At 60.6% G+C, this 20,291-nt stretch carries 17 protein-coding genes; 9 read left to right on the top strand and 8 right to left on the bottom strand.

What is annotated here, in order from left to right; translation table 11 throughout:
* The first annotated feature begins 98 nt into the window (after positions 1-98).
* Together dcuC and G5380_RS05320 are read left to right on the top strand one after the other, a co-directional pair.
* Positions 99-1,475: a C4-dicarboxylate transporter DcuC gene (gene dcuC / locus G5380_RS05315; protein ID WP_128836092.1), complete on the top strand. Its 1,377-nt coding sequence runs from the start codon at positions 99-101 to the stop codon at positions 1,473-1,475.
* Between the two features lie 134 nt (positions 1,476-1,609).
* Positions 1,610-2,749, top strand: a complete 1,140-nt coding sequence (locus tag G5380_RS05320) for a M20 family metallopeptidase (protein WP_421352478.1) — start codon at positions 1,610-1,612, stop codon at positions 2,747-2,749.
* Positions 2,750-2,871: 122 nt separating this feature from the next.
* Here G5380_RS05320 and G5380_RS05325 read toward each other — a convergent pair whose 3' ends face one another.
* The 4 genes from G5380_RS05325 to asnS form a co-directional block, all read right to left on the bottom strand.
* Positions 2,872-3,528 carry an adenine nucleotide alpha hydrolase gene (locus G5380_RS05325; protein ID WP_258720979.1) on the bottom strand — a complete coding sequence of 219 codons (657 nt, stop codon included), beginning with the start codon at positions 3,526-3,528 and terminating at the stop codon, positions 2,872-2,874.
* A gap of 173 nt (positions 3,529-3,701) precedes the next feature.
* Positions 3,702-5,045: an anaerobic C4-dicarboxylate transporter gene (locus G5380_RS05330; RefSeq protein WP_421352479.1), complete on the bottom strand. Its 1,344-nt coding sequence runs from the start codon at positions 5,043-5,045 to the stop codon at positions 3,702-3,704.
* Positions 5,046-5,419: 374 nt separating this feature from the next.
* Entirely contained in the window at positions 5,420-6,175 is a 756-nt protein-coding gene (locus G5380_RS05335; RefSeq protein ID WP_216979130.1) for a substrate-binding periplasmic protein, read from the bottom strand.
* Positions 6,176-6,285: 110 nt separating this feature from the next.
* Positions 6,286-7,686 (bottom strand): asparagine--tRNA ligase, encoded by a 1,401-nt coding sequence (asnS, locus tag G5380_RS05340; RefSeq protein ID WP_216979129.1) that lies wholly within the window; start codon positions 7,684-7,686, stop codon positions 6,286-6,288.
* A gap of 194 nt (positions 7,687-7,880) precedes the next feature.
* On the opposite strand from asnS, the gene G5380_RS05345 reads away from it, so the two are divergent.
* Positions 7,881-8,231: a hypothetical protein gene (locus G5380_RS05345; protein ID WP_216979128.1), complete on the top strand. Its 351-nt coding sequence runs from the start codon at positions 7,881-7,883 to the stop codon at positions 8,229-8,231.
* A gap of 23 nt (positions 8,232-8,254) precedes the next feature.
* Here the strand turns inward: G5380_RS05345 and G5380_RS05350 are convergent, their stop codons facing one another.
* Together G5380_RS05350 and bioA are read right to left on the bottom strand one after the other, a co-directional pair.
* Positions 8,255-9,067, bottom strand: coding sequence for a HAMP domain-containing protein (locus G5380_RS05350; RefSeq protein ID WP_216979127.1), 813 nt, complete (start codon positions 9,065-9,067; stop codon positions 8,255-8,257).
* A 176-nt stretch (positions 9,068-9,243) separates the two neighbouring features.
* Complete coding sequence (gene bioA / locus G5380_RS05355; RefSeq protein ID WP_421352480.1) at positions 9,244-10,518, bottom strand: adenosylmethionine--8-amino-7-oxononanoate transaminase; 1,275 nt, start codon at positions 10,516-10,518, stop codon at positions 9,244-9,246.
* A gap of 193 nt (positions 10,519-10,711) precedes the next feature.
* Between bioA and bioB the strand changes: the two genes are divergently transcribed.
* The 5 genes from bioB to htpX all read left to right on the top strand — a co-directional run bounded on the left by bioB (position 10,712) and on the right by htpX (position 15,525).
* Entirely contained in the window at positions 10,712-11,800 is a 1,089-nt protein-coding gene (gene bioB / locus G5380_RS05360; protein WP_005350480.1) for a biotin synthase BioB, read from the top strand.
* The gene (gene bioF, locus G5380_RS05365; protein WP_421352481.1) at positions 11,797-12,993 is read left to right on the top strand and encodes an 8-amino-7-oxononanoate synthase; all 1,197 of its coding nucleotides are present in this window, start codon (positions 11,797-11,799) and stop codon (positions 12,991-12,993) included. The genes bioB and bioF overlap by 4 nt, the downstream gene beginning before the upstream one ends.
* Entirely contained in the window at positions 12,986-13,801 is an 816-nt protein-coding gene (gene bioC / locus G5380_RS05370) for a malonyl-ACP O-methyltransferase BioC (protein WP_270904484.1), read from the top strand. Before bioF ends, bioC begins: the two co-directional genes overlap by 8 nt.
* Before the next feature lie 60 nt (positions 13,802-13,861).
* Positions 13,862-14,539, top strand: a complete 678-nt coding sequence (bioD, locus tag G5380_RS05375) for a dethiobiotin synthase (protein ID WP_005337893.1) — start codon at positions 13,862-13,864, stop codon at positions 14,537-14,539.
* A gap of 113 nt (positions 14,540-14,652) precedes the next feature.
* Positions 14,653-15,525 carry a protease HtpX gene (gene htpX / locus G5380_RS05380; protein ID WP_005337890.1) on the top strand — a complete coding sequence of 291 codons (873 nt, stop codon included), beginning with the start codon at positions 14,653-14,655 and terminating at the stop codon, positions 15,523-15,525.
* Between the two features lie 77 nt (positions 15,526-15,602).
* On the opposite strand, the gene G5380_RS05385 is transcribed toward htpX, so the two are convergent.
* Both G5380_RS05385 and G5380_RS05390 read right to left on the bottom strand, forming a co-directional pair.
* Positions 15,603-17,315: a methyl-accepting chemotaxis protein gene (locus G5380_RS05385; RefSeq protein WP_266134426.1), complete on the bottom strand. Its 1,713-nt coding sequence runs from the start codon at positions 17,313-17,315 to the stop codon at positions 15,603-15,605.
* A 224-nt stretch (positions 17,316-17,539) separates the two neighbouring features.
* Positions 17,540-19,390, bottom strand: coding sequence for an MOSC N-terminal beta barrel domain-containing protein (locus G5380_RS05390; protein WP_421352482.1), 1,851 nt, complete (start codon positions 19,388-19,390; stop codon positions 17,540-17,542).
* A gap of 77 nt (positions 19,391-19,467) precedes the next feature.
* Here G5380_RS05390 and G5380_RS05395 point away from each other — a divergent pair, with 77 nt between their 5' ends.
* A complete protein-coding gene (locus G5380_RS05395) occupies positions 19,468-20,220 on the top strand; it encodes a substrate-binding periplasmic protein (protein ID WP_164537195.1) in 753 nt (250 codons plus the stop codon).
* Positions 20,221-20,291 lie beyond the last annotated feature (71 nt).

Here is a 20,291-nt window from a genome sequence, read left to right on the forward strand (position 1 = left end):
TGAATCACGGTGACGGCACCTTTATTGATAGGGATCAAAGGCAAACAGTGGTCAGATCACTAGATTTCGCTCTTCGATAAATTTATCAGGAGTGAATATTGGAACTTTTATTCGTCTTGCTCGTTCTGGTCGCCGTGGTCTACGGCATCATCAAGGATTACAACCCGCAGGCGGTGCTGGCGCTGGCGGGCATGGCCATTTTTGCGGTGGCCTACTGGCTGGGGCTGCACCCCATTCTCCCCGCTGACAAGAGCACCGGTTTCGCCCTGTTCGACCTGTTCGAAGTGTTCAAGGGGATCTTCTCCTACCGCGCGGCGGGCCTCGGCCTCACCATCATGGCGGTGGCGGGTTTTGCCACCTACATGTCCCATATCGGTGCCTCCCAGGCGCTGGTGCGGGTGGCGGTCAAACCGGTGGCAGGCATCCAGTCCAGCTACCTGATGCTCTCCATCTGCTATCTGGTGGCGGTATTCGTCTCCCTGTTCGTCACCTCCGCTACCGGCCTTGGCCTGCTGTTGATGGTCACCATGTATCCGGTGATGCGCAACCTCGGCATCAGCCCGGCCTCCGCCTGTGGCGTCATCGCCACCTCACAGGCGTTTGAAATTGGCCCGACCCAGACCAACGCCATCTTCTCCGCCGGTCAATCCGGCATGGATCCGACCAGCTATTTTGTCGACTACCAGATCTGGCTGGTGGCCCCCATGCTGCTGGTGACCATGGTGCTGCACTTCTTCTGGCAGCGTCACTGCGATCGCAAGGATGGCTGGGATCCGGCGCTCCATCGCGGCGATCACGCCGAGCTGGACGAACAGGGCACCGAGAGCGTGCAGGCGCCCACCTGGTATGCCCTGCTGCCGATCATCCCCTTCGTGCTGATGATGACCTTCTCCAAGCTGCTGGTGAGCGACATCAAGATGAGCGTGGAGGTGGCCATGCTGCTGTCGGTCTTTATCGGCATGCTGTGCGAGCTGCTGCGTAGTCGCTCGGTGCGTACCGCTTTTGCCGGGCTGTCGAGCTTCCTCGATGGTATGGGCAAGGTGTTTGGCCCCGTGGTGGCGCTCATCGTCTGTGCCGAGCTGTTTGCTGAATCCCTCAAGGCCATCGGTGCCATCGACACCCTGCTGCACTCTGCCAGCAATGCCGGTATCGGCAGCGGTCTGATGACCCTGGTGATGGTGGCGCTGATCATGGTAGCGGCGGTCATCATGGGCTCCGGCAACGCGGCGTTCCTCAGCTTCTCGACCCTGGCACCGGCGGTTGCGGCCAAGTTTGGCGTACCTGCGGTGACCATGCTGCTGCCGATGCAGCTTGCTTCCAGTATCGGCCGCACCGTCTCTCCCATCGCAGCGGTACTGATCGCCTGTGCGGGGATTGCCAAGGTATCGCCCTTTACCGTGGTCAAACGCACCAGCGTGCCGATGGCGGGGGCGCTGCTGACGGCGCTGACCCTCAACTATCTGCTGTTCATGTAGTGATGTGGGTTATGTAGTGGTGTTTGGAATTTACCGGTCGGGCGGGTGGCATGGCTGCCCGCCTTTTTCTCACTGTGTCGCATTGTTGCAATAGACGATCGGTCATCAACGCTGATTGTTGCATGGAGAAGATAATGACAGTTGTAAAGAGCCCGTTTTCCCTCGATAGCTATCTGGCCGATCTGGCCCCGCTCATCAACCTCGATTGCGGTACTCGCACCCCGGCCGGGGTAGCGAAAGTGGCCGACATCATGACCGAGAAATATGAGGCCATCGGCTGGCAGGTGACCCGCCACCAGTTCGCTGCCGAGTGCGGCCCCTGCCTCGAGGCAACCAATGCGCCGGGTGCCGATCACTACGATGTGATGCTGTGCGGCCACATGGATACCGTCTTCCCCGAGGGGACGGCGGCCAAGCGCCCGCTGAAAATCGAAGGCAATCAAGCCTTTGGTCCCGGTGTGTCGGACATGAAGAGCGGCCTGCTCTCTATCTGGTATGCCCTCAAAGAGATGGATCCGGCATTGCTTGCCAAGCTCAAGGTGCTGGTCTGCTACAACTGCGACGAAGAGATTGGCTCCCCCTGGTCCAAGGATTGGCTGGTGGAGAAGGCCAAACAGAGCGGCTGCGTGCTGGTGGCCGAGGCAGCCCGTCCCAACGGGGATCTCATCAGCGCCCGTAAGGGCAATGCCAAGTACCGCATCACCTTCCACGGCAAGGCGTCCCACGCCGGTTCGGCCCTGACCGAAGGTGTCTCTGCTATCACCGAGCTGGCGCATTGGGTGCTGGCCATCAACGAGCAGGTCAACATGACCACGGGCACCACCATGAACGTCGGCGTGGTACAGGGTGGCACCGGCGTTAACGTGGTGCCGGACTTTGCCGAGGCGATCGTGGATTTGCGCTTCTGGAGCAACGAAGAGGCCGCTGCGGTACACGACCGGCTCACCTTTATGGCCAACAACCCCTTCCTCGCGGGTTGTCGGGTTGAGGTGGATCGCCAGACCTTCAAGCCGGCGATGCGCCCGAGCGGTGACAGCGAGGCGCTGATGGCGCTGGTAGAGGCGGCAGCCAAAGAGGAGGGGATCCCCTTCAACTGGCTGGAAGCCGGTGGCGGCTCGGATGCCAACTTCACCGCCGCCGCGGGGGTGCCGTCCCTCGATGGTTTCGGCCCCATGGGGGGCGGTTTCCACTCGGAGGCGGAATTCCTGCTGCTGGAGAGCATCGAGCCGCGCATCCGCCTGCTGCAGCGGGTGCTGGGCAAGCTGGTGAAATAAGCCGGTTTATCCCTTGTTCGGGTCGCCATGGCCCGCTCAAATCCAAACGGGAGGCTGTTGCCTCCCGTTTTTTATCGCGATTTTTCGCGTGCTGAGTGAGCGGGCCAGATGGCTTGCGGCCGTTACCCCTGTGGCTCGGCCAGATAAGCCAGGTGATCCTGCCGCGCCACCTGCCAGCCATCGAGGCGCAGCGGGGCGGCAAAGCCCGGGCCGTCGGTCACCATGGTGTGGTACTCCCCCTGCTCGCCGCAGGCATCGAAGCCCTGTATTGCAGCAAGCTGCTGCAACTCGGCGAGGGTGGCGGCATCGAGGGTACGCCCAGTCCACTCGGGGGCCAGTATCAGGGTATCGACGCAGGAGAGGTGGGCGACGATGCCGCGTGCCAGCATATCCGCCAGCAAGGCTTGGCGAGATTGCTGCCAGAGCGGGGTGTGGACGGTGAGACCCAGCGGCTGGCAGCGTTCGCGGATCCAGTTTGGCGCACCGCCCACGCTGTCGATATCGCCGGTGACCACCCCGTCGAGGTTCCACTCCTGCTGCAAGCGGCTCAGCGCCGTCTCATAGCTCTGCTCGAACGGCGCTTCTATGGTGACCAGCAGATGGGGCAGCTCGAGGGCTTCCGCCTGACGGCGCACCAGTGGCAAGGGGTGAGCGAGAAATCGGGGCTCTGGCGGGGCAAAGGTGGCCAGTGCCACCACCTGATGGCCCGCTTGGCGGGCATGACAGAGGGCCAGCATGGCATCTTTGCCACCGCTCCAGAGCAGGATGACGCGAGACATGGATGAGATTCCGGTGGTGAACGAGGGGGCATGCTACCCAGCGGCGGGGGCAGAGGTAAAGGCATAGTGTCCGGAAATGGCGGCGGGGAAATGGTTGGGGTCACTGAGCGGGAAAAAAGCAGGCCCCCGAAGCGGGGGCCTGTATTGCAATGGCGTGGTAAACGCGACTGCGATTAGAGCAGGATGCTGGTGAGGATAAAGCCCAGCGAGCAGGAGGTCACCACCCCGATTAGCCCCGGAATGATGAAGCTGTGGTTGATGATGAACTTGCCGATGCGGGTGGTGCCTGAGCGGTCGAAACCGATACAGGCCAGATCGCTCGGGTAGGTCGGCAGCACGAAGTAGCCGTAGCTGGCCGGCAGGAAGGCGATCAGCAGCTTCGGCTCCACACCCAGCGCCAGACCCATGGGGGCGATGGCGGTGAGGGCAGCGGCCTGGCTGTTTACCAGCTTGGAGATGAGGAACAGCACCAGGGCGTAGGTCCAGGGCTGGGCCTGTACCACATGGGCCAGGGTCTCTTTGAGCAGCGGCATGTGGGCCTGGAAGAAGGTCTCACTCATCCATGCCACCCCGAACACGGAGAAGATGGCGACCATACCTGCCTTGAAGACGGCACCGTTGGCGATCTCGCCCGGCTTGACCTTGCAGCGCATCAGGATGATGGCACCGGCGATCAGCATCATCATCTGGATCACCAGGTTCATGGAGAGCGGGCCGGTCTTGTCCTTGATGGTGAACACCGGACGCAGACCTTCGTTGGCGCCGAGCAATACCACGGCAGCGATGGCGGCGAAGAAGATCCAGGTAGACCAGTAGGCCTCTTTCGGGAACTTGGTGTTGAGCAGGGTTTCACCACCGCCGTAGATGAAGGCGCGCTGCTCCGGGTCTTTGATCTTGGCCTGGAACTCTTCGTCCTTGTCCAGATCCTTGCCGCGACGCAGGCTCCACAGGGCTGCCACGATGACACCGGTCAGGGAGGAGGGGATGGCGATCATCAGGATGTCGAGCAGGCCGTAAGCCTGACCGATACCGTGACCAGCCGCCAGAATGGAGACCATGGAGACCACAGCAACGGAGACCGGGGAGGCGCAGATGGCCATCTGGGAGGCAACGGAGGCGACAGCCATCGGGCGCTCGGGACGGATGTTCTTTTGCAGCGCGATGTCAGCGATGATGGGGAACATGGTGTAGACCACGTGGCCGGTACCGCACAGGAAGGTGAGGGTCCAGGTGGTGAGCGGCGCCAGGATAGTGATGTATTGCGGGTGACGGCGCAGCAGACGCTCGGCCACTTGCATCATCAGGTTAAGGCCACCGGCAGTCTGCAGGGTGGCGGCACAGCCGATCACCGCCAGAATGGTCAGCATTACCTGAACAGGCGGTTCGCCCGGAACCAGACCGAAGACGAAGGTCAGCAGGAAGAGACCGATACCACTGATGAGACCGAGTCCCATGCCCCCAAAGCGGGTACCCAGCAGCAAGCAGCCGAGTACCACTAAAAATTCCGTCAAGATCATTCCGTTACCTCGTGTGATTCAACCCATATTGCCGCGGGTAGCCTGAACCATGAATTGTCATTGTCTGTTTTATTTAGCCCGAAAGGGTTAGTTGCTATTCTGCTCCCCTGAAAAAGTGAAAAAATTGAGTTACTTCAATAACTCGATGAATTTTTGATTAAACCACTTAAAAACCACGTACTAACAAAAACATCATTTTTGTCACCAAGTGGTATCACTCGGGGCCAGCCCATCAGAGTGCAACCAGAGGCGTTGTGATGGGGAATGCGTTGGTAAGGAAGTTGTGGAAAAAGGCCCGGGTCAGGGGAGAAGAGGCTGTAAAAACACGGGTTAAAGATATCTTTTTTGACAAATGGGGTGTTCTGCGACTCTGCTCATCGGGGGGCGGGTGCTGATAGCAGATAGCGACGCTGATACTGTTCGCTCAGCTGCTTGATATCGAGTCTGGCTAGCGCATTGTTCACTCGCTGTTGCAGTTGCTGTTGATCGGGACGGAACATGATGTGCAGGCTCTTGTACCCGAGGATCTTCGGGTTGAACTGCAGCTGTTCGGGGTGGAGTTTGTCATCGTGATAGGTGAGCCAGTAGAAAACATCCCGGTCGATCACGGCCAGATCGAGCCGGTCGCGCTGCAATTTTCGCAGGTTGAGGTGATCGTCGTCCACGGCAAAGGTGTTGAGGCGCTTGCTGGCCATCAGGGCATCAAATTCACGGGTATTGATATAACCTGCGACGACCCCAATCCGGTAGGAAGCGAGATCTTCGAGTCGCTGCCAGTGGATAGGGGGGCCGGCTTGCTGCGCCATGCCCAGCACACTACTGCCCACGCTGGTGGAAATATGCCACCGTTTATCCAGATCATCGGCGAAGTATTTGGGGAAGTAGCCGCTGTAGTGCTGGGCGGGATCGGATGCCAGCAACATGGCTCGATGCCAGGGGTAGAAGTCAAACTGAACCTCCAGCCCCGCTTCGGCAAATGCACGCTTGACGATATGGCCGGTAAGGCCACCATCAGGGAGATGCTGGCTGGTATAGGGGGGCCACTCCAGGGTGGTCAGGTGCACGGGTTCTGCCCGCAATTGCAGGGGGAGCCAGAGCAGCAAGAGTGTCAGAAGCCGACGATATCCCATGAACGACCCATTCCTTGTGTCGATTGGTTCTGAGTATTACCCATAACGGGGGTAATAAAAAAGCCGACCCTGAGGACGGCTTTTGCAATGTAGTGGCAATATGCCGCTGATCAGAACTCGGCGGTACGCGGAGTTCGCGGGAACGGGATCACGTCGCGGACGTTGCCCATACCGGTCACGTAAACCACCAGACGCTCGAAGCCCAGACCGAAGCCGGAGTGCGGGACTGTGCCGTAGCGGCGCAGATCGCGATACCACCAGTAATCTTCCTGCTTCAGGCCCATCTCGGCCAGGCGGGCATCCAGTACCTCCAGACGCTCTTCACGCTGGGAGCCACCGATGATCTCGCCGATGCCCGGTGCCAGTACGTCCATCGCGGCAACGGTCTTGCCGTCGTCGTTGAGGCGCATGTAGAAGGCCTTGATATCTTTCGGATAGTTCTTCACCACCACCGGAGACTTGAAGTGCTCCTCGGCCAGATAGCGTTCGTGCTCGGAGGAGAGATCGATGCCCCAGGAGACCGGGAACTCGAACTTCTTGCCGCAGTTTTTCAGCACTTCGATGGCATCTGTGTAATCAATCTGGGCGAAGTCGGAGGCGACGAAACGCTCCAGACGGCCGATGGCATCCTTGTCCACGTGCTGGGCAAAGAACTCCAGATCGTCGCGACGTTCGGTCAGGACGGCGTTGAAGACATACTTCAGCATGGCTTCGGCCAGGGCGGCGTTATCTTCCAGATTGTTGAAGGCCACTTCCGGCTCAACCATCCAGAACTCGGCCAGGTGACGGCTGGTGTTGGAGTTTTCAGCGCGGAAGGTCGGCCCGAAGGTATAGACCTTGGAGAGGGCGCAGGCATAGGTTTCGGCGTTCAGCTGGCCGGATACGGTCAGGAAGGCCTCTTTGCCGAAGAAATCTTCGTTGTAGTCCACCTTGCCGGCGTCGGTACGCGGCAGGTTTTCCAGATCCAGGGTAGAGACACGGAACATCTCGCCGGCCCCTTCGGTATCAGAGGCGGTGATGAGCGGGGTCGCAACCCAGACAAAGCCCTCTTCGTGGAAGAAGCGGTGGATAGCTTGCGCCAGGCAGTGGCGAACCCGGGTCACGGCACCCACGATGTTGGTGCGCGGGCGCAGGTGAGCCTGTTCACGCAGGTACTCGATGCTGTGGCGCTTGGCGGCCATCGGGTAGGTATCGGGATCTTCGACCCAGCCGACGACCTTCACATCGGTGGCCTGCAGTTCGAAAGCCTGGCCGCTGCCCTGGGATTCGGCGATGATGCCAGTCACTTCCACGGAGCAGGCGGTGGTCAGACGCAGCACTTCATTCTCGTAATTGGCCAGGGTATTGGGGACGACGGCCTGTACCGGATGGAAACAGGAGCCATCGGAAATGGCCAAAAATGAGATCCCCGCCTTGGAATCACGGCGAGTCCGGATCCACCCTCGTACAGTCAGGGTGGTGCCAACCGCATATTTACCGGTCAGCACATCAACTACGGATGCGTGCGTCATCGAAATATTGTCTCCAGCTTGTTCTTGCAGCGCTATTTGCAACACTAGGGAGTCTGGCCCGGGCACAGATGGCCCACCATGGCAGACTAAGCCGTCAATCTTACCCGCGCGGGTTTGATAAACAAGCAAAAATGTCGGACTCTGGTGGGGTTTTCAGCATGGTTCACCCAAGCAGGGTTCCCTCGGGACAGGAGATGCGAGTGAAAGAGCGGCGACAAGGGCCGGATTGGCTGACACGACTGTTGCGAGCAATGGTGCTGATCTGCTGGTGCGGTTTTATCGTGCTGCTTGCGCTCTATCACTATGCTAGGCCGGAGATTGCATATGGTTTTCTGGTTTACGGCGGCATCAAGGTACGCGATTACTGGGATCCCGCACTCACTCCCTGGTTGGTGCATGGCCTGTGGGGTTGCAGCTTGCTGACCCTGGCTGTACTGCTGCTGGAGCGGCGGCGCAGTCGGCGCAGGGATGATGCCTATCACGTCAATCTGGCGATCCTGCTGCTGATCCTTATTGCTTGTCTGCTGTTCTATTACACCGGTTAGCCGATGCCGGGCGGTGTGGTCCGCTATTCGCCAGGGCGAGCTCCCGGCTTGCCGCCGAGCGGTCGCTTGCCGAGCTGGCGCTCCACACTGTCGAGCATCTGGTTGTAGGCCACCGCCACCCGGCCAATCTCGTCGCCGTCATCCCCCTCCAGCCGGTGGCCGAAGTCGTGCAGGTCGGTGGCCTCTTCCATGGAGCGGGTCAACTGGTTGAGGGGGCGCACGATCCAGGTGCGGATGACCCAGAGGGTCAGCAGCAGTCCCATCCCGAAGATGCCGGTGAGGATCAGCGCCGAGGTGAGAATGTTCTGCTCGACCCGGGTAAACAGCGAATCGAGGGAGTAGTCAAAGCGCACGGCCCCAAGCACGGTATTCTCCGGCACCAGATGACAGCTGGTGCAGTCGGTGCCGCGAAAATCCTTCTTGGCCAGCAGCGGTCGGGTCACTACCAGACGGCTGTGCATGCCGTTGTGCACCACCTCCAGGCTCCCTTTGCCCGCCAGAGCCAGCTCATCAAACTCATCTTTTACCTGTTCGGTCTCCCGTCCCGGCCCGAACTGTTTGCTCACCGCGTCGCCACGGACGATGCGGGCATCCTCCACATGGGCATGGTCGAGAAATTTGCCGCGCAGGGTATCGCGGGCATCCATCTTGCCGGTCAGCATCAGCATGTTGAGGCCGTCGAAATAGGCTTCGGTCTGCTCGCGGCTCTGCTCCTTGATGAGGGTCAGGATGAGATCGCGCTCGCGCACTGCCTGATAGGCTGCGGAGAAGACCAGTACCATGGAGAAGATGAAGAGCAGGAAAAAGTTGATTTTGGCAGCAATGGAGAGGCGCATGAGCAGTCTTTCTTGATAGTAAAACCGCAGCAGTTTACCCCTCTTGGGGCCTCAGGTCTGGTGTTTTGCTCACATTACGGCAAGTGAAACTGCACTGAAGTGGATAAAGTTGCCCTCTTTATATATCAAATGCCGGTAGTCAAACGGGCGGCTGCGATGGCCGCCCGCTGCATGCATTAAAACTCGCCTTCGGTGATGGCCTGACGGATGGCGCCGGTCAATACCCGCAACTCTTCAGGGGTGATGACGAAGGGGGGCATCAGGTAGACCAGCTTGCCAAAGGGGCGGATCCAGGCGCCCAGTTCGACAAACTTGCGCTGGATGCGCGCCACATCCACCCGCTCTTTCATCTCCACCACCCCGATGGCGCCGAGCACTCGCACATCCGCGACCGCCGGGTGCAGGGTCAGCTCTACCAGTTCTGTTCGCAGCTGATGCTCGATGGTGCGCACCCGCTCCTGCCACGGTGAGGCCAGCAGCAACTCGATGGAGGCGTTGGCCACCGCGCAGGCGAGCGGGTTGCCCATAAAAGTGGGGCCGTGCATAAAGACCCCCGCCTTGCCGTCACAGATGGTGCGGGCGACCTGCTCGGTGGTCAGGGTCGCAGAGAGGGTGAGGTAGCCGCCGGTGAGCGCCTTGCCCAGACACATGATGTCGGGGCTGATCCCCGCCCAGTCGCAGGCAAACAGCTGGCCAGTGCGGCCAAAGCCGGTGGCAATCTCGTCGGCAATCAGCAGCACGCCGAACTCGTCGCACAGGGCACGCACCCACTGCAGGTAGCGGGGGTGATAGAAGCGCATGCCGCCAGCGCCCTGCACTATGGGTTCGAGCACGATGGCGGCGATCTCCTCGTGATGATCCGCCATGAGCGTCGCCAGCTCCACCACGCACTGTTCATCCCACTCGGCGTGGAAGCGGCAGCTGGGTGCTTCGACAAAATAGTGCTCCGGCAGAAACCCCTTGTAGAGCTCATGCATGCCGCCATCGGGATCGCAGACGCTCATGGCGCCAAAGGTGTCGCCGTGATAGCCGCTGCGCAGGGCGACAAATTTGGCTCTGGGCGTCCCCTTGGCGTGCCAGTACTGCTGCGCCATCTTGAGCGCCACTTCCACTGCCACCGAGCCGGAATCGGCCAGAAAGACCCGATCAAGCCCCTTTGGAGTGATCTCCACCAGCTTGCGGCAGAGCTCGACCGCCGGAGCGTGGGTGAGGCCGCCAAACATCACGTGGGACATCTTGCCGAGCTGGGCGGTGGCGGCGGCGTCCAACTCCGGCACCTGATAGCCGTGCACGCAAGCCCACCAGGAGCTCATGCCATCCACCAGTTCACGGCCGTCGCTGAGGGTGATCTTCACCCCTTTGGCGCTGACCACTTCATAGCAGGGCAGGGGGTGAGTGAGGGAGGTATAGGGGTGCCAGATGTGGTGCAGGTCGAATTCTTGATTGGTCATTTGTTGTTCTGTTGTCAATTTGTTTGATCTGGTCGGTGTTGACAGTCTACGCGTGCTCTCTACACTAGCCAACAATTTCAGCCACTTGGCACTGCGCATAACCCTGAGCGCGCAGGCCCGGCGGCGGGTTTTGTGGCCGTCCATCCCAAGATGGCGGGCGCAGGATCCCACTAATAACAACCGGAAGCCATGTATGAATGCTCTCACCGCGGGCGGTCACGCCCTTCGTCATGACTGGACTCTCGCCGAGGTTCAGGCCCTGTTTGCCCTGCCATTCAACGATCTGCTGTTTCAGGCCCAGACCGTCCACCGCGCCCACTTTGACCCGAACGAAGTGCAGGTGAGCACTTTGCTCTCCATCAAGACCGGCGCCTGCCCGGAAGATTGCAAATACTGCCCCCAGAGCGCCCGTTACCACACCGGTCTTGAGGCCGAGCGGCTGATGGAGGTGGAGAAGGTGCTGGAGCGGGCCCGCGAAGCCAAGGCCAACGGCTCGTCACGCTTTTGCATGGGGGCCGCCTGGCGCAACCCCAAAGAGAAGGACATGCCCTACATCATCCGGATGATCGAGGAGGTGCGCGGGCTGGGGATGGAGACCTGCATGACGCTCGGGATGCTCACCGCCGATCAGGCGGCGCGTCTGGGGGCCGCGGGGCTCGATTACTACAACCACAACCTCGATACCTCGCCCGAGTTTTACGGCGAGATCATCTCTACCCGCACCTATCAGGATCGACTCGATACCCTGGAGCATGTGCGCGGTGCCGGGATGAAGGTGTGCTCCGGCGGTATCGTCGGCATGGGCGAGCAGGCCAAAGACCGTGCGGGCCTCTTGATGGCGCTCGCCAACCTGCCGCGGCACCCGGAGAGTGTGCCCATCAACATGCTGGTCAAGGTGAAGGGAACGCCGCTGGAGGATCAGGAGAACCTCGATCCGTTCGAATTTATCCGCACCATCGCCGTGGCACGGATCATGATGCCCGCCTCCCATGTGCGCCTCTCAGCCGGGCGGGAGAAGATGAATGAGCAGATGCAGGCCATGTGTTTTATGGCCGGGGCCAACTCCATTTTCTATGGCTGCAAGTTGCTGACCACCCCCAACCCGGACGAAAACAGCGATATGCAGCTGTTCAAGCGGCTCGGCATTCGCCCTGCCCAGCGGGCCCAGAAGCCGGATCAGGTTCAAGAAGAGGAACTGCTGGCCGAGGTGAGTCGCCAGAGCGAGCCTGCCGAGATGTTTTATGACGCCACCCGCCCCCGTGCAGGGGCTGCGCGGTCATGAACGGCCCTGCAGTAACGGGCCCCTTTGTGCTGGGCACGGCTCTGGTCGAGCGCGAGCAGGCCGGCCTGCTCCGCAACCGCATCGCGACCGACGGGGCGAGTGGCGGGCGGCTCAGGGTTGCGGGGCGCGACTACCTCAACTTTTCCGCCAACGACTATCTGGGACTGGCGGATCACGGCGCCATCAAGGCCGCCTTCAACGCGGGGATTGAACGTTATGGCACGGGCTCCGGCGCCTCGCCGCTGGTGACCGGTTACAGTCATGCCCACCAACAGCTTGAGAAGACCCTGGCCGAGTGGCTCGGGGTGGAGGCGGTGCTGCTCTTCAACTGCGGTTTTTCCGCCAATCAGGCGGTGCTCAAAGCCCTGCTCGGCAAGGATCATCTGCTGTGGCAGGACAAACTCAACCACGCCTCCCTGCAGGAGATGGGCAGCCAGCTCCCCTGCAAGATGAAGCGCTTTGCCCACAACGACATGGCGGCCCTTGAACGGCAGCTTGAGCCAAATCGCGGACTGATTGTCTCGGAAGGGGTGTTCAGCATGGACGGGGATCAGGGCCCTTGGCGCGAGCTCGCAACCCTCGCCGCCCAAAGCGGCAACTGGTTGATGATCGACGATGCCCATGGTCTTGGTGTGCTGGGATCCGAGGGGCGCGGCACCCTGGCGGCACAAGGGGTTCAACCTGCCAGCGTACATATCCAGATGGGCACTTTTGGCAAGTCGCTTGGCGTCGCCGGTGCCTTTGTCGGCGGCAGCCGCGAGCTGGTGGAGTATCTGGTCAACTTTGCCCGCCACTATGTCTACAGCACCCATATGCCCGCCGCGCAGGCTTGCGCGGTCAGCAAGAGCATCGAACTGGTGCGCGCGGCTGATGAGTCCCGCGCCCATCTTGGCCAGCTGATCGCTCGCTTCCGGCAAGGGGCAGAGGCGTTGGGTTGGCAGCTTGGCGCGAGCGATACCCCGATCCAGCCGCTGCTGGTGGGGGAGAGCAGCACCGCTCTGCAACTGGCTGAACGGCTGCGGGAGCGCGGCGTCTGGGTGAGCGCCATCCGCCCGCCCACTGTGCCGGTCGGTACGGCCCGGCTGCGCATCACCCTGAGTGCGGCTCACCGCGAGCAGGATGTGGATCGCCTGCTCGATGCCTTGGGGGTCAGCCCTGCAGTTACAACGCTTGGGGAGGCTCACTATGGCTGAGCGTTTTCAAACGGTCGACAAGGCGCAGCTTGCTCGCCGTTTCGGCGCCGCCGCTCGTCATTACGATGCCCATGCCCGCTTTCAGCAGGAGGTGGGTCAGGCGCTGCTGGAATGGATGCCAGACAGGCTGGTTGGCACTGATCTGACGGTGAGCGGGCTGGATCTGGGCTGCGGCACCGGCTTTTTCTTGCCCCAACTGGCGAACCGTTGTCACCAGCTGGTGGGGCTTGATCTCGCCCCCGGCATGCTGGCGCAGGCCGCCTTGCGTGGCAGCGGTGCTCGCCTGCTCTGCGGCGATGCGGAGCAGCTTCCTTTCGCCGATAACTCGTTCGACTGGGTTTTCTCCAGTCTGGCGTTGCAGTGGTGCGAGCGTCCGGCCCAGGCTTTTGGCGAGTTGCTTCGGGTGGTCAAACCGTGCGGCCAGATCTTTTTCTCGACCCTGCTCGATGAGTCGCTCTGGCAGTTGCGAGCCGCCTGGCAGCAGCTTGATGGTCGCGCCCATGTCAATCGCTTCCTCAGCCTGCCACAATTGGAGCAGGCGCTGGCTAGCGCCGGGGTATCTGCTCCCGAGCTGCGTTGTATCACCTGGGATCTCGCCTATCTTGAATTGCCGCAGTTGTTGCGCGATCTCAAGGGGATTGGGGCCAATCAGATCAACGACAATCAAGGGGGCGCCGCCCCGGCCGGTCTGAGCGGTCGCGCCAGATTGCAGCAGCTGGCTCAGGCATATGAAGCATTTCGCCAGCCCGATGGCAGGTTGGTCGCCAGTTATCGGGTGTGTCTCGGCCGCCTCAGCAAGCCTCGCTGAGCGCCGGGAATCGCAGTGTGTGCAGGGCAGTGTGCCACTCCCTGCCAAGGAGAGAACCGTATGAAATCATTCTTTATCACCGGCACCGATACCGATGTGGGCAAGACGCTGGTGGCGCGCACCCTGCTGCGCGAATTCAGCGCACAGGGAATCAAGTGCGCGGGTTACAAGCCTGTCTCGGCCGGATGTGCCCGCACCCCTGACGGGCTGCGCAACCTTGATGCTGTCCTGTTGCAGGAGGCGGCGAGCCTGCCGCTGCCCTATGAGGTGGTCAATCCGTTCGCCTATGAGCCGCCGATTGCGCCCCACATTGCCGCCAGCGAGGCGCGCCAGCCTATCACCATGCAGGGGTTGAGCGAGGGGCTACGCAAGATTGAACAGGCCGGGGCCGAACTGGCGGTAGTGGAAGGGGCGGGGGGCTGGTATTTGCCGCTCGATCGCAAGCATCTGCTGTCGGACTGGGTCAAGCAGGAGAACATGGCGGTGATCATGGTGGTGGGAGCCAAGCTGGGTTGCCTCAATCATGCGCTGCTCACCTTTGCCGCCATTCGCAATGATCAGCTGCCGGTGGCGGGGTGGGTAATTAATCGGCTCCATGGTTCCATGAGCCATTATCAGGAAAATCTGGACACCCTGAGGGGCTTGCTGCCAGCTCCCTTCCTCGGCGAAATTCCGTTTATAAACAATCCGCTTGAAGCCGATTTGCAGGGGCGTCTCGATATCTCGCCGCTACTTTGACGGCATATTCAGCGAACATTCATCGAATCTCCCTAGAATGTCGACATTAACATGATCAGGTGGGGATCCCGAGTGAACCCCGGTCATGTCCTTTATCTTCACAAGGAGTCTATATGAAGCGGATTATGCTATTCCTGGTGACCAACCTGGCCGTCATGCTGGTGCTGGGGGTGGTACTCAATATCCTGTTCTCGGTTCTGGGGATCAACAAGTCCAGCATTTCCGGGCTGTTGGTGTTCTGTGCCGTGTTCGGTTTTGGGGGTTCCTTTATCTCCTTGCTGATGTCCAAGTGGATGGCCAAGCGCAGCTATGGCGTCCAGGTCATCGAGCAACCCCGTAACGAGACCGAGCACTGGCTGGTGAGCACTGTGGCCCGTCAGGCCCGCGAAGCGGGTATCAAGATGCCGGAAGTGGGGATCTACGACTCTCCCGAGATGAACGCCTTTGCGACCGGCGCCCGCCGAGATGATTCGCTGGTGGCGGTCTCCTCCGGCCTGCTCTACAGCATGAGCCGTGACGAGGCGGAAGCGGTACTGGCCCACGAGGTGAGCCACGTTGCCAACGGCGACATGGTGACCCTGACCCTGATCCAGGGGGTGGTGAACACCTTCGTGATGTTCTTCGCCCGCATCGTGGCTGGCGTCATCAGCAACTTCTTCAGTTCCAACAACGAGGAAGAGAGCAGCAGCACCGGTGGTTTTGCCTACATGATCACCGTGTTTGTGCTGGAGATGTTGTTCGGCATTCTGGCCTCCATCATCGTCATGTGGTTCAGCCGTCAGCGCGAGTTCCGTGCCGATGCCGGTGCCGCCAAGCTGGCCGGTCGCGACAAGATGATTGCCGCCCTTGAGCGCCTCTCCCGCGGTGCCGAGCCGCAGCTGGAAGGCTCAATGATGGCCTTTGGCATCAACGGCAAGCGCTCCATGAGCGAACTGTTCATGAGCCACCCGCCCATCGAGCAGCGTATCGCCGCCCTGCGTGGTTGATAGATACTGAATGACAGGGGATAACGCCGAATAAAAAACGGCTGCCTTGGGGCAGCCGTTTTGTTTTGCAGCCTTCTTTAAAGCTTGAAGTGCCCCATCTCCTGGCGCAGCACCCGTGACAGCTGCTTGAGCTTGGCTGCCTCTTGGGACACGTGGCGGGCGGCATCCCCCGATTGTTCCGAGAGGGAGGTGATGTTGCCGACGGTAGAGACCACCTCGTTGGCGGCGGTGGACTGCTCGCGCAGGGTGTGGCTGATCTCTCCCATCAGACCGGTGAGATTGGAGGCGTGGCTCTGGATGCTGGCGATTGCCTGCCCGGTCTGGTTGGCCAGTGTGACCCCGCGGGAGACGTTGTTGACCGTGTTCTCCATGCTGCGGATAGAGGCATCCGCCCCGCTCTGGATCTTGCTGATCATCCCTGTGATCTGCTGGGTCGAGGCCGCCGAGCGGCTGGCCAGATTGCGTACTTCGTCGGCCACCACCGCAAAGCCACGTCCCTGCTCACCGGCCCGCGCCGCCTCGATAGCCGCGTTGAGGGCCAGCAGGTTGGTCTGATCGGCGATGCCGCGGATAACGCCGATGATCTCCGAGATCTGCTGGGTATGGCTGTTGAGTTCTGCGATGGTGCTGGCTGCTTCACCGACCGTGGTGGAGATATTCTCGATGCTGCCAAGCGTCTCCTTGATGACCCCGGAGCCCTCCTCCAGCGTGTCGGCTGAGACCTTGCTGAGCTCGTCTGCATGGCTGGCATTGTCGGAGAGGTGGCTGATGCTCACCACCAGCTCTTCGATGGCGGCGGCCATGGTCTGGGTACTGGTTTGCTGATCGGTGGCGAACTGGGCGGTCTGCTCCGCTATCTGGGCGATGCTGTCGGCCGAATTGGACAACTCCTCGGTGGAGTGGGATACCTTGCCGATGATCCCCTTGAGGGTGCTCTGTGTGGTGCCAAGCAGGCCGATAAGACTCTCTTTCGAGCCTTGGGGCACCTTGATGGGGCGGGAGAAATCCCCTTCTGCCAGCAGATGGAGGTCGGTCTTGAGCTGTTCGACCGAGGTGCCCACCAGATCGAGCAGGGAGCGATATGTGCGCCAGAGGAAGAACATCAATACCAGGCCCAGAGCGATAAAAAGGTAGCGCAGCATGTCGGTATTGGCGGTGGCACTCTCGACCGCCTCCTGGTTGCGCCCCTCCATCATCACGTAGAAATCGTCGATGGGTGACATGATGCGACCCTTGTTCTGGTGATAGGCCTTGTCATGCATCATGGCGATGGCCTTCTGCTGGTTGGCGGCCAGATCACCGTCCGTCTGCTGCACCAGTTTGAAGGCAGCCACCTCGGTGTTGACCAGTGCATCCGAGTTGTTCTTGGCCTCGTTGAGCTTGGCGAGTTCAGCATCGGTGAAACCGGCATCCTTCATCAGATCGATCAGGCCGCGGCGAACATTGCTGTCGGGGCGAGGATTCTGGCCGTTGGCCGCGACAAAATCCCAATAGATACGGTTGTAGCCATCCGGTCTCGGCTGTTCGCCGTTGCGAATGGCCAGTATCCGCATGTACTGCTGCTCGTAGGCTGGATCCTTGGTGATGACGTAGGTGCGACCGAGTCGGGTCAGGTCATCGGAGGATTGGCGCAGCTCGTCGGCCAGCAGGTAGGAGAGATATTGTTGTCGATAACTCTCTTCCAGTTGTTTACCCGCCCAGCTGTAGGCGAAAAACACCAGTGACAGCAGGATCAGGGTGATGACGGAGAGCAAGAGGTTGAGTTGAAAGGCGGGTTTGTTCTGTTCCATGGTTTGAGCGTCCTTATTCTCACCGGGTAACCCCCTTGGTCAGACGGCAAAGGCCGCTACGTCGGAGGGGTTTTGTTGTTATTGCTGTGAGTATAGAAGTCATCGTCGGCATGGTTGCGCAGGCGGGGCGAGAAAGAGACGAGAATGGAGGAACCGCGGGTCGACAGGGGGGAAAAGGTCGGCCAGGATCGGGGCCCAGCCAGCCTTTTCGTGGCTCGATCACCTTATTTGATGACGATGTCTGTGAGCGGCACGGCGCAGCAGGCAAGGATCTTGCCCTCGGCCCGCTCGGCGGCGGTGATGGCGGGGGCGTCGGGGTGATCCACCTCGCCCGAGATCAGCGTCTGTTTGCAACTGCCGCAGATCCCGGCGCGGCAGCTCCAGGGCAGCTCAACTCCCTGCTTGTTGGCCTGATCCAGCACTGTGCCCTGATTGTTGCCGGTAAAGGCTTGGGCGCCGATACGCAGTTGCACCGCCTGATGGGGGCGGGCCACAGAGAGAATGGCGCCCCCAAAACTCTCCTGTTTAATACGCGCGGCCGGAACGCCGAGGGCTGCCACTTTGGCGGCTGCATCGGCCATAAAGCCGCGGGGGCCGCAGATAAAGACCTCTTTTTCGGCCAGCCCTTTGATCCGTTGCAGATGCTCATCATTGAGTCGCCCTTGCAGCCCCTGCCAGTGACTGTCCGGCTGGCTCAGGATCAGGGTGAGGGTCATCCCCTGCTGCGCCATGGCGTGCAGTTCGCTGGCGGCGGGAATGTCCGCTTCGCTGCGGCACAGGTGCATAAAGTGAACCTCTTCCAGCTCCTCGCGTAGCGCCAGGGTGCGGGCTATCGCCAGCATGGGGGTGACGCCGGATCCTGCGGAGAGCAACAGGAGGTTGCGCTCGTGGCCCAAGTGAAACTCGCCAGCGGGGTTGGCGGCCAGCAGCCGATCACCCACCTGCAACTGCTGGTGCAGCCAGTGGGAGATGCGGCCACCCTCCACCTTCTTGACGCTGATGCTGTAACGCTCCGGTTGATCTGGCGTAGAGCTCAGGGTATAGCGGCGCTGAACCCGCTCGTTTTTGATATCGAGGCTGATGGGCAGATGCTGGCCTGGCAGGTAGTCGGGCAGAGGCTCGCCATCGGCGGCTTCGAACCAGAAGGTCTCCAGATCCCGCGCCAGCGGTTCACGGGCCACGCAGACCAGCTCCCGCTTCTTCGGTGCGGCGGCGGGATAGACCACCGGACGGGTGCGCTCCAGCACCTCGATCTCGCTGCCTGCCTCAATCCATCCCTCGTTCAGCGCCACCAGATTTTGGCCGAAGTAGACCTCGCCATCCTCGCCACGGCGGTAGCGGGTGAGGGTGGCCAGCGGCTCTTTGAGGGCGTTGAAACGATCGGTGCCCGCTTCCACCGTGGTCATGATGCAGCGGCTGCAGGGCTTGACCACTTTAAATTCCACTTCGCCGATGCGGATACGCACCCAACTGTCCTCCTCGAAGGGCTGGGTATTGCTTGCCACCAGATTGGTACGGAACTGGCTCATCTGGTGCAGGGCATCGGAGCGCAGATTGAGATCCTCAAGGGAAGCCTGGCTTATCAGCAGCAGCGGATAACCGTCGGCAAAGCTGACCCGGGTGCCGGTCTTTTCACGAAAGCGATCAGAGGTTTCACCCAGCCAGAGCAGCTGCACTGGTTCCCCGGCCACCCGGCTCAGCCACCCATCAGCTTTGGGGTCGGTGTGCAGGGCGGTGAAACGGTCGCTCCAGACTCCGGTAGCTTGCGGGGCACGGCTGAAGTCGGCCTCTTGCAGGGTGAGCGGTTCAAAGCCCGGATAGCGCAGTTGCAAGCCTCCTTCGATGGGGGTGGCCACGACCTGTTGCAGCTGGGGATTGGTACGGGCGGTGATAAAGGTGCCGTCCGGTTTGACCACCATGTAGCGGCGATCCCCTGCCAGTCCCTCTTCGGTCACCCGGGCGCGAGCCAGCGGCATACCTGCAGTCGATTTGATGGGGTAGAGGTGAATGCTGTCTAGCCTGGGCATCTTCATATCCTTGTGACGCGGCGCGATCGCCTGGAAAAAGGGGAACATAACGGTTCCCCGACGATCCGGCAATCCTTTCAAGGGGGGGGTCTATAGTTGGGAAAACAGAACAAGAGGGCATCGGGATGAAAATAAGCTGGTTGCTGGCGGGGAGCCTTTTTTGCCACGGGCTCTGGGCGCAGGAGCTGACCCTGACCACGGGAGAGTATCCCCCTTACTGCTCCGAGACGCTGAAATATCAGGGGCTTATCCCTCATGTGGTGAGCGAGGCATTCAAGAGTGAAGGGGTGAGCGTCAAGTTCCAGTTTCTTCCCTGGAAGCGGGCCTTTCGCTTGTCGGAGGAGGGAGTGGTGGATGGCACAGTCCACTGGTATGAGTCGAGCGAGCGGCGCAAAACCCATCTCTACAGCGATCCCATCCTGAGCGAGACCTACGTCTGGTTCTATCTCAAGTCCGATCCGCTGGAATGGCGTGGCTATCAGGATCTGGCGGATCGCAAGCTGGCTGCGGTCAGTGGCTATACCTACAATGCAGATTTTTTTGCAGCCATCGCGCAGGTGCCGCTGCAGGTGCAGTTCGTCACCCGGCTGCGCCAGAGCTTTGATCTGCTGCTCTCCGGCCGCGCCGACCTGACCCTGGAGAACATAGATGTCGGCTACTACTCCCTGCGTCAGTTCTACCCGGCCAGCACGGTCGATCTCTTTGCAACCCATTCAAAACCCGTGATGAAAGTTGAAGGTCACCTGTTGATCAGCCGCAAGCGTGCCAACGCTGACGAGCTGGTCAAAACCTTCAATCGGGGGCTCGCCAAACTGAAAGCCAGCGGTCAGCTGGAGAAGATGTTACTTGAGTCACGTTCTGGTCTCTATGAACCATAAAGTGCAACATTTTTTGATCCTGATTCGCTAATCAGTACAAAAAAGCGGCCATTATCGACTCAGTTCCCAGT

It is taken from the genome of Aeromonas sp. 604443 (assembly GCF_049170315.1).
Taxonomy (GTDB): Bacteria; Pseudomonadota; Gammaproteobacteria; order Enterobacterales; family Aeromonadaceae; genus Aeromonas; species Aeromonas veronii_A.

Coding starts and splice junctions, on each gene's coding strand:
- G5380_RS05320 (WP_421352478.1), top strand. CDS start 1,610: ATGACAGTTGTAAAGAGCCCGTTTTCCCTCGATAGCTATCTGGCCGAT.
- G5380_RS05325 (WP_258720979.1), bottom strand. CDS start 3,528: ATGTCTCGCGTCATCCTGCTCTGGAGCGGTGGCAAAGATGCCATGCTG.
- G5380_RS05330 (WP_421352479.1), bottom strand. CDS start 5,045: ATGATCTTGACGGAATTTTTAGTGGTACTCGGCTGCTTGCTGCTGGGT.
- G5380_RS05335 (WP_216979130.1), bottom strand. CDS start 6,175: ATGGGATATCGTCGGCTTCTGACACTCTTGCTGCTCTGGCTCCCCCTG.
- asnS (WP_216979129.1), bottom strand. CDS start 7,686: ATGACGCACGCATCCGTAGTTGATGTGCTGACCGGTAAATATGCGGTT.
- G5380_RS05345 (WP_216979128.1), top strand. CDS start 7,881: ATGCGAGTGAAAGAGCGGCGACAAGGGCCGGATTGGCTGACACGACTG.
- G5380_RS05350 (WP_216979127.1), bottom strand. CDS start 9,067: ATGCGCCTCTCCATTGCTGCCAAAATCAACTTTTTCCTGCTCTTCATC.
- bioA (WP_421352480.1), bottom strand. CDS start 10,518: ATGACCAATCAAGAATTCGACCTGCACCACATCTGGCACCCCTATACC.
- bioB (WP_005350480.1), top strand. CDS start 10,712: ATGAATGCTCTCACCGCGGGCGGTCACGCCCTTCGTCATGACTGGACT.
- bioF (WP_421352481.1), top strand. CDS start 11,797: ATGAACGGCCCTGCAGTAACGGGCCCCTTTGTGCTGGGCACGGCTCTG.
- bioC (WP_270904484.1), top strand. CDS start 12,986: ATGGCTGAGCGTTTTCAAACGGTCGACAAGGCGCAGCTTGCTCGCCGT.
- bioD (WP_005337893.1), top strand. CDS start 13,862: ATGAAATCATTCTTTATCACCGGCACCGATACCGATGTGGGCAAGACG.
- htpX (WP_005337890.1), top strand. CDS start 14,653: ATGAAGCGGATTATGCTATTCCTGGTGACCAACCTGGCCGTCATGCTG.
- G5380_RS05385 (WP_266134426.1), bottom strand. CDS start 17,315: ATGGAACAGAACAAACCCGCCTTTCAACTCAACCTCTTGCTCTCCGTC.
- G5380_RS05390 (WP_421352482.1), bottom strand. CDS start 19,390: ATGTTCCCCTTTTTCCAGGCGATCGCGCCGCGTCACAAGGATATGAAG.
- G5380_RS05395 (WP_164537195.1), top strand. CDS start 19,468: ATGAAAATAAGCTGGTTGCTGGCGGGGAGCCTTTTTTGCCACGGGCTC.